Origin of the sequence: Paenibacillus sp. GCM10027628 (assembly GCF_042676385.1) — a bacterium.
In the GTDB taxonomy this organism is placed as follows: Bacteria; Bacillota; Bacilli; order Paenibacillales; family NBRC-103111; genus Paenibacillus_E.
Genome location: NZ_JBHTHA010000046.1, coordinates 171,151 through 182,429, shown reverse-complemented (window position 1 = coordinate 182,429; position 11,279 = coordinate 171,151). Strand labels below are relative to the sequence as shown.

General features: G+C 42.6%; 10 protein-coding genes. 3 read left to right on the top strand and 7 right to left on the bottom strand.

Going from position 1 to position 11,279, the window contains the following annotated elements; all coding sequences use genetic code 11:
* Nucleotides 1–120: 120 nt before the first annotated feature.
* The 4 genes from ACFQZT_RS34040 to ACFQZT_RS28965 all read right to left on the bottom strand — a co-directional run bounded on the left by ACFQZT_RS34040 (nt 121) and on the right by ACFQZT_RS28965 (nt 5,043).
* Entirely contained in the window at nt 121–240 is a 120-nt protein-coding gene (locus ACFQZT_RS34040) for a DUF2798 domain-containing protein (protein ID WP_483874894.1), read from the bottom strand.
* A 361-nt stretch (nt 241–601) separates the two neighbouring features.
* A complete protein-coding gene (locus ACFQZT_RS28975) occupies nt 602–3,919 on the bottom strand; it encodes a CARDB domain-containing protein (protein WP_379305812.1) in 3,318 nt (1,105 codons plus the stop codon).
* Between the two features lie 343 nt (nt 3,920–4,262).
* Nucleotides 4,263–4,685 (bottom strand): hypothetical protein, encoded by a 423-nt coding sequence (locus tag ACFQZT_RS28970; RefSeq protein ID WP_379305810.1) that lies wholly within the window; start codon nt 4,683–4,685, stop codon nt 4,263–4,265.
* A 169-nt stretch (nt 4,686–4,854) separates the two neighbouring features.
* Complete coding sequence (locus ACFQZT_RS28965; protein ID WP_379305808.1) at nt 4,855–5,043, bottom strand: hypothetical protein; 189 nt, start codon at nt 5,041–5,043, stop codon at nt 4,855–4,857.
* A gap of 175 nt (nt 5,044–5,218) precedes the next feature.
* Between ACFQZT_RS28965 and ACFQZT_RS28960 the strand changes: the two genes are divergently transcribed.
* From ACFQZT_RS28960 to ACFQZT_RS28950, 3 genes are all read left to right on the top strand, one after another.
* Nucleotides 5,219–5,590, top strand: coding sequence for a WGxxGxxG family protein (locus ACFQZT_RS28960; protein WP_379305806.1), 372 nt, complete (start codon nt 5,219–5,221; stop codon nt 5,588–5,590).
* Between the two features lie 135 nt (nt 5,591–5,725).
* On the top strand, nt 5,726–7,285 hold the full coding sequence (locus tag ACFQZT_RS28955) for a COG4705 family protein (RefSeq protein ID WP_379305804.1): 1,560 nt from the start codon (nt 5,726–5,728) through the stop codon (nt 7,283–7,285).
* 2 nt (nt 7,286–7,287) lie between these two features.
* Nucleotides 7,288–8,196: a hypothetical protein gene (locus ACFQZT_RS28950; RefSeq protein WP_379305802.1), complete on the top strand. Its 909-nt coding sequence runs from the start codon at nt 7,288–7,290 to the stop codon at nt 8,194–8,196.
* Nucleotides 8,197–8,259: 63 nt separating this feature from the next.
* Here the strand turns inward: ACFQZT_RS28950 and ACFQZT_RS28945 are convergent, their stop codons facing one another.
* From ACFQZT_RS28945 to ACFQZT_RS28935, 3 genes are all read right to left on the bottom strand, one after another.
* Nucleotides 8,260–8,628: a VOC family protein gene (locus tag ACFQZT_RS28945; RefSeq protein WP_379305828.1), complete on the bottom strand. Its 369-nt coding sequence runs from the start codon at nt 8,626–8,628 to the stop codon at nt 8,260–8,262.
* Nucleotides 8,629–8,720: 92 nt separating this feature from the next.
* On the bottom strand, nt 8,721–9,182 hold the full coding sequence (locus ACFQZT_RS28940; RefSeq protein WP_379305800.1) for a MarR family winged helix-turn-helix transcriptional regulator: 462 nt from the start codon (nt 9,180–9,182) through the stop codon (nt 8,721–8,723).
* A 185-nt stretch (nt 9,183–9,367) separates the two neighbouring features.
* Nucleotides 9,368–10,885 carry a malate:quinone oxidoreductase gene (locus ACFQZT_RS28935; RefSeq protein WP_379305798.1) on the bottom strand — a complete coding sequence of 506 codons (1,518 nt, stop codon included), beginning with the start codon at nt 10,883–10,885 and terminating at the stop codon, nt 9,368–9,370.
* Nucleotides 10,886–11,279 lie beyond the last annotated feature (394 nt).

The following is an 11,279-nucleotide window of genomic DNA, read 5'->3' as shown; positions in this document are numbered from 1 at the left end:
AACTACAAACCCCCACAGCGGACTTTCACCGCCTAGTTAATCGCCATGCGTGGCGCACACAGAAGAGGAGCTGCTTAAAGTAGCAGCTCCTCTTTGGTTTTTCGTTCAATTCAATACATTTTAGCTCAAAGATTCCATAATTCTTTTATCTTTAACGAATTTAACAAATAAATACCGAACAAGTGGACCCACAATTATGAGTTGAAGAGGAAAAGCAAAGATAAAATTTTTAAATACCAAAGAAAAGTAACTTTCCAACAATGATTCACCACTCAGATGTCGGAAAAGTAAGCATTCCCCAATCCATAATGAGACATAAGGAGAACCATGCCACTCACCATAAAAAATGCAAGAGATAGAATCACTAAGACTTTCTTAGATTTGTCATATGGTAATGATAAAGCCATTTTTTTTGCTACTGGACCGACAATAAATAGTTCCACTAAGGACTCAATAATAAAGACTAGAATAAGTTGAGCAAGTATTTCTTTCAAGGACATCGTGCCAAGCAAGCCATGTGAAATGAAGGTTAAACACTTCATGAAAACATAAAAACGGGAGGTGTTCCGAAAAACACCTCCCTGCCGATGAACTTGTAAGCTTACTTAATTGTCAGGTTAAATCCAGGTTGAATGTAGTAAAGATCAGGGTAAGCGATATTTTTGGTCGTCAGGCTGTTGAAGGTTGCAGAGCCATTACCTGTATAAGTGAATATGGCCGCGCCTTTATGTTGTCCCGAGAACCGTGAAGTTGTTATCCCATCAAGACCAGTACCATTAATGTTGACGCTGTTGAAGACGATATTCTGGAATCCACCGCCATAACCTAACTGGACAGCATCGCGCTGCGTGTTAATGATATCGACGTTGGAAACCGTTAAGTTCTTGATGGCGTCATTGGAGGCTTCCAGATCGATTGCACCGCGTTCGCCATTGTAGAGGTCTTGACTCGTACCGGTGTTTATAAGGGTATTATCGGAAAATACAATACCGGTATTATTTTGGAAATGATATCCGGGAAATACGGTGTTCATTCTGAATCCGGAGCCGCCAACGGTATCGATGATTAAATTATTGGTAGCCTTGTGTCCGCTTCCTCCGAAGAAAGCAATAGCTCCCGCACGCCAGTTATCCTCGATGGTGTTATAGGTGAAAGTATTGTTCACACCCGCTGGCGCTCCATTCGTATCACTCGTCCATACGGCTAATGCATCATCACCGTTATTTCGCAAACTGCTATTGCGTACAGTCGAATTGCTGGTTCCCTGAGCAAAGTTGATGCCGTCTGCAAGGTTATTTCTAACACGACTGTTTTCAATAATGAGTCCTTCAGCATGGATTGCCGGTGTATGCGCGTAGTCCGCTACCCAGAAACCACATTCAAAATGCTCTACCCAGACTTCATGCACGATGGAATTGGTTCCAAAATTGTCCATAAATCCTTTATATACGGCATTCTGGTTATAACGTGAGCGCAAATTCGAATTGAGATAGATGTTGCTAAAATCTAGTTTCCCACTGATTCGAAGCGAGATTCCACCGCTCGCAGCATTCGGGTTCGTAAACTGGATGTTCGTGTACCAAATGCCTGCTCCCGTGATCGTGAGGTTATTGATCATATTATTGGCAGAACCGATCTGCCACATGTTACCGAGGTTGTACGTTCCTTCCGGAATATACATGGTCTTGCCTGATGAAACTGCGGCATTAACAGCCGCGTTAAAGGCCGCAAGGTCATCCTGGCCGTCGTTCGCGACAGCACCGTAATCGGTTACGGAAACTGAGTTGGCCGGACGAGCGATAGCAGCGGGAATAGCCTCGATTTCGAGGAAATCCACCCCATATTCTAAACTATCACCATTGTTCTTCACGATACGAATTTTGTCTCCGCCTTTGAGTGCCGAGTCCAGTTTAAAGTGCACTTCATCAAAACGGAAAAGTGGACGCCCACCCCCAGGAGCATCTGCAGGCATATCGCTTGAGAAATACTGCCAGCTGTAGTAGGATGTCAACGCAACTGTCTTGGCCTTAACGCCGTTCACGAATACATCTAGTGAACCGTTCAATCCCATTCCATTACTCGAGTCAGGCATGGTAAATCTCATCGTTACACCTACCCCACCTTCCCCGGCTCTGACAGTCCATTCCGCATAGGAGCCGTTCGAAGGCAGTGCCACATAGCTTTGCCCCGAAGCTTCGGAAGCCGTCTGTGATTGATCGAATGTCGGTGCGGACTTCACGGAGGCACCGCCACCAATGGCAGCGTCCGGAGTATCGTAACGGGTATACGGCATGCTCGCACCACGAGCGGCATACACGACCAGACTTGTTGTACTTATGTTATTCGCTTGCTTGGCAGTTACTTCGTTGGCATCTACCGCAATGTTTGTGGTTACACTGTAGCTGCCATTTGCTGCTGTCCATGACCCTGGAATGGTAACATTAACAGATGCTCCAGCGGCTATGGCACCATTATATGATCCATTAAATGTTTGAATCGTCGAACCTGCAGAGTCTTTCAGAACTACTGTGATGCCATGGGTTCCGCTTGCAGAAGCTATGGTTCCTTGATTTTTTAAATTTACAGTAAAGGCTACTGTGTTATTGGCAACTGGGGTGCTTGGCGTCCATGAAACAGTTCCAACCAAATCGGAGCTGGAAACCGGATTAACGTTCAGCGAGCTGGAGCTGGTGTAGTTATTGTTGCTTTCATTCTGCTCAAGAACCGCGTTGGCCTCGTCAACTTTTGCTGTAACGGTATATGTTCCAGCATCTTTAGCGCCTATATTAGCCGATACAGTTGTGGAAGCTCCAGCAGTCAAAGCACCTACTGATGCTGTACCAACCAAATTTGTGCCAAGGTAGAAATTAACATTTGTAGCAGCGGAATTAGCATTACCTACGTTTTTAATTGTAGCGTTTAAAGTTATCACATCGTTTTCAACTGGGGAAGCAGGACTCCATGATGCTGCAGTTACCGTCAAATCAGGCATTGGACCAGTGCTTGCAACCGTGATATTGTCAAAGTTGACATTGCCATTATCGCTGGAATCATACTTGTAAGCGATGGTGTTATTTCCGGCATTCAAATTCAAAATTTCGGTTTTCGTGGACCATGTGTTCCAATTAGCCAAATTAGGTAACGAGGTTTGTTTAATTTTAGTACCGTTAACATAAATACTGACTGTCTCTGTGCCGCCCATAGCGTTGCCATAGCGCAAAGTGACATTGTAGCTGCCGGCAGTAGCCACATTCACTGAAAATTGAGCTGTAGCTCCTACAGCTTGAATGCCATCTACGAATCCAGTGCCAGTATAACCCGTATGATCAGTGTTCACTTTAGCTCCGCCGGACAAAGCTGCATTTTCTGCCTCATAAGTTCCATTAGGGGGTGGTGAAGCGCTACCATATACTTCAAGCTCTGATAGTTGAGCTGCAGGCCAACCACTATTTGCAGTTACGTTTACTTTTACGTATCGAGCGCTTGCTGCTGTAAAGTTAATGGTTACTATGTTTCCGCTAGCAGGGTCAAATGTGTAAGTGGCGGAGTTGGAAAGCGTTGTATAAGTGGAATCATCCGTACTTCCCAGAATAGATAAAGTTTGTGTTCTTGATCCCCAGCCTGTAGGAAGCTTCAGAACAACCTGGTTTACGCTGTCGGAGCTTCCAAGATCAACACGCGCCCATTGCGGAAAAGCGTTGTTAGTGCTCTCCCAGTACGTTCCTTGATTGCTATCTGTCATGTTGTTTTCTACATATACATCAGCGTGGCCGCTGGATGTAACCGATTTGCCCGCAGCAAGGTTCGTTGCCGCCAAGGAGGTTGCTGGAACTAACATCAATTGTGCCAATAGCAACGTGCATGCAAGAAAACAAAGTACAACCGGATTTTTCTTAGAAAAATATGTTTTCGCAGCCATTTGTTAAACCCTCCGAATTCATAATTTATAATTTCATAGACACCAAAGTCTATGTCCTTCTTCAAATCCTCCTCTCAAGGTACTTTCATTACATACAAAAGCCTTTCCCTCTTGCATCACCTCCATGTTCAAATTTGAAGCGCTTACCAAACCATTTTAACAACTGCTTAAAACATCAACTACAAATATTGTGACCTTTAATGTTAATCTTGTGACTAACAGTCGAGACTGACCCTAATAATAAAAACAGCGGCAGCTATGGACGATAAAAAGTCCTAGACTGCCGCTGTTTTATACACAAAATTGAGGTGATTCTTCGGTGTTTTGATTCCACTGATAAAAGTTACTTCTGAACGTTGGCATTGATAATGAATTCATTGAAAAAAGGTTGCAATTGGTCATTAATATTTTTGTTCATTTTATAGTATACTCCATTAATTGCAACATCGTAATTAGGTCCAAATGATAAACCGATTATTTTCTTATTTTCTCCATAAAGCCTTAATGATCCGCCTCCGGTCCAAGGGTTGGGCTTTGTCTCTCGATAAGTAGTTGATTTCAGAGCTTCAATAAATGAATTGATTAATGACTTCTTATCTGTCTCATAAAGCAAGCCGTTTCCCCCGTTATGATATTCAATCTTCACAATTTCTCCTGGAACAAGTTCTTCAAAATTAACAGATTCTGAAGATCGATAGGACTTAGCCCCTAACCATACACCGAAAATGAGGACAAAGACAAAACCAAATAAAATAAGTTTCCGCATGCGATCCCCCCCTCTTTACAGACTACCTACAGTTGAATAAGGTTGCATAAACCTGCTCTATAAGCGAAAATAAAATCTGAAAAGAAACTTAAAAGGCCTCCATCCTTTAGCAGGTGGGGGCCTTTTGACGCTTACAAAAAGAATGGTACGACGGGCAAAGAAAGGTGACTTAAGACCCCTTCTCGATTTTATTGATTCTGCGTAATGCACGTGAAATAAATCTAAGGCTGTCTGCTACTTCTTTTTCGGCTTTTTCAAATTGATTGCGTTTGACGGCTCTCTCTGCTTCTCTTAATTCGTCTTTTGCAGCATCCAAAGAATTGATCACGCGATGTTTGGAATTTCTTCTTACGTTCATTTTCTTTCCCTCCCTTCTAATATAAAGTATTCTACTAATTGAAAAATAGTATGGACAAAATTAGTAGGAAAGTAGATTGTTTTTTCTAACATTCTATTAACATTAACTAGCTAAACGTCAAATAGCCCCACCTTGTTATCAAGATGAGGGATAAATCGGGATATTTCATCCATTCATGGAAATGATAATATATAAATTTCCTAATGATGGAGGCGTTCTTTCAATGTGTAAAAAAATAATGGCTTTCATTTTCCTAATTTTATTGTGCAGTCAATTCGTTTCTTCGATGGCAGCCGACACAACTCCTCCACCTCAGAGCAGTTTTGGAGGGCCTTACGGAATAACAGGCTTCTCCGGTTCCGGCTATACAGGAAATGGGTTTTACCCTACTTCAAATCGTATCAAGAGTTATGAGGTTTATAATCCAACTTCTAATAACACTGATTTAATAAGCTCAGCCAATAACAAAAATCAATATTGGGGACTGCTCGGGTTATTAGGGTTTATAGGATTGTTTGGATTATTTCGCTTTTGGGAGAAAAAATAATTTGAATAAATAGTTGTTAAGAGCTTTCTAATGATACTTTAATCTCGCTATAGTAATGTTATTTTAATCTCACTAAAACGTGTTTATATCTTTTATTAAGTTGTGGGAAACCACTATAAAGAAAGGAATTTGTGTATGGATGCGAACCAAAATAAATTGAATAACTTACTTAACAAAGTGCCGGAAGTTACTATTTTCTTCTGGATCATCAAGGTTTTATGCACAACTGTCGGTGAAACATTCGCTGATTTCCTGAATTTCAATCTTGGGTTCGGGTTAACGTTTACTACAATTATTATGGGAATAGCGTTCTTCATCGTATTGATTCTTCAATTCAAAGCAACAAAATATGCTCCAGGCATTTATTGGCTAACGGTTGTGCTTATTAGCGTATTTGGAACGTTGGTCACTGATAATTTGACAGACAATGTCGGTATACCACTTGAGGCTAGTACAGTTGTTTTTTCCGTACTCCTGGGATTAACTTTTCTTTTTTGGTATCTTAGTGAAAAAACACTCTCGATACACTCGATTTATACAAGAAAAAGAGAAGTTTTCTATTGGCTTACCATTCTTTTCACATTTGCACTTGGAACAGCAGTCGGCGATTTATTTTCCGAACAACTCGGTCTTGGTTATCTTCACACAGGTATAACAGTAGTTATTATCATAGCTTGTGTATTCTTGGCCTGGAAATTTTTGAAACTTGACGGGGTATTAGCGTTTTGGATTGCGTATATTCTTACTCGTCCACTCGGGGCATCATTAGGAGATTACCTGTCTCAGCCAATAACGAATGGCGCATTAGGTTTGGGGACTACAGTTACTAGTGTAATTTTCCTTCTAGCTATTTTAGCGATAATCATTTTTCTTGCAATTACAAAATTTGATACAGCGGCAAAAAGTGAAACAGCAGAAACAACCCTTGCAAATGGAAGCAAGAAAAATGTTTTAACGCAAACCGTTGTGGTACTGGGTATTTTCTTAGTTGTTGGTATTGGCGGTTATGTTGGGTTAAGTAATAATATAACAACGCGAACCGATTCTCCACAAGCTACATTAGCTGGACAATTAACAGATTTCGTTAAAATTGAAAGTGATATGCTAGACAAGATAAATTCAAATGACTTTGCTTCAGCGAAAAAAAGTGCTGACGAATTGGAACATCAATGGGACACGGCTGAGCCTAAGCTTAGAAAAATGGATGGCGCAACATGGACCAAAATTGATGGAACGATTGACGTTGTATTGGCAGCAGTTCGTTCAGGAAACCCAGATGCCAGCCAGTGCAAATCTGCACTTAACAATTCGCTTAGTATCATAAACGGAGCAAATAAATTAGCATCGCAAACCGAATCTTCACAAACCACTACACCAGTTGAAAAATCGCAAGCCGATTCTTCACAAAATAAATTAGCTGGACAATTAACAGATTTCGTTACAATAGAAAGTAATATGCTAAACAATGTAAACTCAAATGACTTTGCTGCGGCGAAAAAAGGCGCTGACGATTTGGAACATCAATGGGACACGGCTGAGCCTAAGCTTAGGAAAATAGATGGCAAAACATGGACCCAAATTGATGGAACGATTGACGTGGTATTATCGGCAGTTCGTTCGGCAAACCCTAATGCCAGCAAGAGCAAATCTGCACTTAACAATTCGCTTAGTATCTTAAACGGAGCAAATAAATAAAAATGAAAATCGAAACGGCCGTCTGTCTTCAGACGACCGTTTTTCGCGTTCGTTCCCGCGGCAGCCAAAAAACGCAACTATTCCAAGCTGTTTCACGTATGAAGAGAAGCGAACGCGCTAAGGAGGGATATATTTTGTTATTCGAAGCTTTCGGAAAGCTATCCAAATTCACACTTCTTGCCGTCATCCCGGTCATCGTGGATGGGTTGTCTGTTCTACTCGGCGTGGCGTTGCATGGCTTTCACGGCAGCGCTCACATCACGTTAAAGCTTGCGTTGCAAATGGGATTGCCATCGATTAGCGCAGTAACCGAGCAAGGGTTTATGCCAGGGTCAGTACAAATTGCTGGGGGAGGTGCTATCAATTCATCGAGCTTGCTCAGCATCTTGTTTTATCTCGCATTGTTCCTTGTTGTGCAATCCTTTCTACAGGGCGGATATGTTGGCTTACTCCACGACGCCGCCAACGGGCGCAGACTATCGATGGAGCGGTTCGTCGCTTACGGAGGTCGCTTCTTCGGGCGCTTCTTATTGCTGGACATTCTAGTGATGATAGTCCTTTTCGTACTGGGGGGAATTGCAACTACTACCTTGAAAATGCTCGGCGTCATCGTGTTCATGATCATCTTCCTGCTACTGCGGGTGCAATTCCTGTACCTGGAATTTACTCTTGTCGGCGATGATTGTTCCATCTCCGAGGCTTTCACCCGCTCGCTCGACGCATTCCGCCGCCGTACGCCTAACACATTACCGCTCGTCGGTGTCACGCTTGTTATTAATCTCGTGGCTGGTCTACTCGTCAATATGCTTTGGCTGCCTTTCATTTTTTTTGTTCTTCTGGTTGTGTACGACATCGTCTGTGCCGTACTGCAGCTCGCATTCATGCATGAGTATCGGCGTATCCAAATGTAGCCCATTGCCCACGGTGAGCAAAAGGCTGCCATCGGATCACCCGTCGGCAGCCTTATTTTTGTATTATGTTCGATAATAGGACAGCACCCAGCATACGCCGTTCCGATCGGTAACGATGGCCAGCAGTCCGTTAAACGGAGCTTCATACACTTCCGCATTAATAGTTCCGCCAGCTGCAAATTCTCCATAAATCCTTCGGAATGCTTCCTCCGTATCGATTCTCAAGAAGACTCTCACGTAATCGCCTTTCATTACCGGCTTTGCCGCTTGAGTATCGGCAAACTTAAGGGTTGCCCCCTCTACATGCAGGTCCGCGTTAAATACCTCTTCTCCTTGTTTGCGCAGAATCTCAATCTCGCCGCCAAAAACGCTTTGATAGTACTTGATTTCTTCTTTGCAGTTCTCCACTACAATAAACGGATTCGCTATCATCATTTACATCCTCCTAAATTTTAGGCTCATCGTAAAACCAGCAAAAGTCAGCAGCTAATCGGTCAAGCCTGATCCTCCGTTCTCGCTCATTCCTACGTCTCCTCCTGTTCGCTCAGATTGCGAAGTACGATTTTCAGCAAGCCTACCAACAAGTCATACTCCTCATCTGTAATGCCCTTCCTTGTTTTGTTTTTGACGCGGCTCAGCGCTTCCTGCACCTTCGGCACCACCTCATGTCCCAATTCTGTCAAATAGAGCAGCTGATAGCGGTTATCGGCGGGAGCGGCTTCCCTCCGCACGTATCCTTCTGCTTCCAGCTTGGCGATCGCTTTGGCGGTAGTCGTCTTGTCAATGAGCAGCTTCTCGCTTAGTGCCTTCTGCGTAATTGGCTGCTGAAACGCAATCGCCATCAGGAAAATATACTGACCGCTTCCGATTCGATATGGTGCCAGCTCGGCTGAGATCAATATCTGCATGTGGCGATAGATAGCTGAGATGTATTGGCCGTGCGATTCCGTTATGCCTTTATCATTTTGGCTCCAATGCTCATTCAATTTACTCCCCTCCTCAAAATAGAATGTTATTGCAACTAATTTCATGATATGCGATATAGGATGCTATTGCAACTATTTTTTTGTTATTCTGCCCCGTTCTGCCGACAGCAAAAAAAGACCCACAGAAACCGACTGTGGGTCTAAGATTAATATTTAAAGGGGGTTATGGTTTAAAGACAAGATATTTACGATACGGTTTGGTGTGCCTTCTGTAATGGCAAGTTTTCACTTAAACCAAGCGTCCGTGCTGTTGAAGTATGAATTTCGCGGATAAGCTCTGGATTTTTCAATAGTGACACGCCATAACAAGGAATCATTTCTTTTATTTTCGGTTCCCAAGCTTTCATATGTTGCGGGAAGCATTTATTAATTACCTCAAGCATAACGTGAACTGCAGTAGAAGCACCTGGAGAAGCACCTAGTAATGCTGCAATAGAGCCGTCCGCGGCGCTAATAACTTCCGTACCGAACTGAAGTGTGCCTTTGCCGCCATCTTCAGTATCTTTGATTACTTGCACGCGTTGGCCCGCTACTACTAAATCCCAATCCTCGCTTTTGGCGCTCGGGATAAACTCTCGTAACTCTTCCATGCGCTTTTCTTTCGATAACATAACTTGCTCGATCAAGTATTTGGTCAATGGCATGTTTTTGGCACCTGCCGACAACATCGTTACTAGATTATCCGGTTTTACGGAAGTTACCAAATCAAACATGGAACCTGTTTTTAAAAACTTTGGTGAGAAGCCGGCAAACGGTCCAAATAGCAACGATTTTTTATTGTCGATAAATCTTGTGTCAAGATGCGGTACAGACATTGGGGGAGCTCCAACCTTAGCTTTGCCGTATACTTTTGCATGATGCTGCTCCACCACATCCGGATTATTACACACCATAAATATCCCGCTTACCGGGAATCCACCAATATGTTTTCCTTCAGGAATTCCGGATTTTTGCAGTAAATGCAGGCTTCCTCCCCCGCCTCCGATAAAGACGAATTTTGCAGTATGGCGTTCGACGTTACCGCTGTCGTTTCGTACTTTCAATTCCCATGAGCCGCCGCTAGAACGTTTAATATTATCAACGCTATGTTTGTATTTGATATCGACGTTTTTACTCTTTAAGTGATCAAACAAAATGCGTGTTAAAGCGCCAAAGTTGACATCAGTTCCGGAGTCGATTTTTGTTGCCGCTATAGGCTCATTCGATGGACGATCTTGTATAATAAGCGGAATCCATTCCATCAGTTTCTCAGGGTCATCGGAAAATTCCATCCCTTGAAACAGAGGATTATTGGACATGGCTTCAAAACGTTTCTTTAAAAACGTTACATTTTGTTCTCCTTGCACCAAGCTCATATGAGGCAATGGCATAATAAAGTCCTGCGGATTCCGTATCAGCTTGCTGTTTACAAGATAAGACCAAAACTGCATGGAAAGCTGAAATTGTTCATTAATTTTGATAGCTTTGCTAATATCTATAGACCCGTCTGGTTTTTCGTCCGTATAGTTTAGCTCACACAGTGCCGCATGCCCTGTTCCCGCATTATTCCATTCGTTAGAGCTTTCTTCACCTGCATTTTCGAGTTTTTCAAACACTGTAATTTCCCATTCCGGTACTAATTCTTTCAGGAGTGTCCCTAAAGTCGCACTCATGATCCCGGCACCAATTAAGATTACGTCTGTTTTAGTTTCTCTGTTGCTCATTATTACCATCCTTATATGCTAAAATTTGCAGAAAGAAGTAGTCGCTCCCGTTTAGGCGCTACAGCAAGCCAAAATGAGACCAAGTCACACATCTTTTCTGGATCATTAATAACCCTATTAAAATAATTACTTACTATTATATGATAGTTATAAGCGATACGACAAGAAGTGCGGCGAATTGTTAGAGGTCATATTAATCCGTATCCGTCCATTTCAGACTCTGCATATGACATCTAGCTATTATCTCTAGCTTTTACTAGATCTCAACAATATTTTGTTCGCAGCTAAATCAACGCTGTATAGGCATCATTTGTACTTTCATGGGCATAATAAAAAAGCAGCAACCTATCGTATATAACGAAAGTCGCTGCTTCAGCTTTGCAATTAAGTGCTA

Coding starts and splice junctions, on each gene's coding strand:
- ACFQZT_RS28945 (WP_379305828.1), bottom strand. CDS start 8,628: ATGATAGCGAATCCGTTTATTGTAGTGGAGAACTGCAAAGAAGAAATC.
- ACFQZT_RS28965 (WP_379305808.1), bottom strand. CDS start 5,043: ATGAACGTAAGAAGAAATTCCAAACATCGCGTGATCAATTCTTTGGAT.
- ACFQZT_RS28950 (WP_379305802.1), top strand. CDS start 7,288: ATGAAAATCGAAACGGCCGTCTGTCTTCAGACGACCGTTTTTCGCGTT.
- ACFQZT_RS28975 (WP_379305812.1), bottom strand. CDS start 3,919: ATGGCTGCGAAAACATATTTTTCTAAGAAAAATCCGGTTGTACTTTGT.
- ACFQZT_RS28935 (WP_379305798.1), bottom strand. CDS start 10,885: ATGAGCAACAGAGAAACTAAAACAGACGTAATCTTAATTGGTGCCGGG.
- ACFQZT_RS28960 (WP_379305806.1), top strand. CDS start 5,219: ATGGAAATGATAATATATAAATTTCCTAATGATGGAGGCGTTCTTTCA.
- ACFQZT_RS28970 (WP_379305810.1), bottom strand. CDS start 4,685: ATGCGGAAACTTATTTTATTTGGTTTTGTCTTTGTCCTCATTTTCGGT.
- ACFQZT_RS28955 (WP_379305804.1), top strand. CDS start 5,726: ATGGATGCGAACCAAAATAAATTGAATAACTTACTTAACAAAGTGCCG.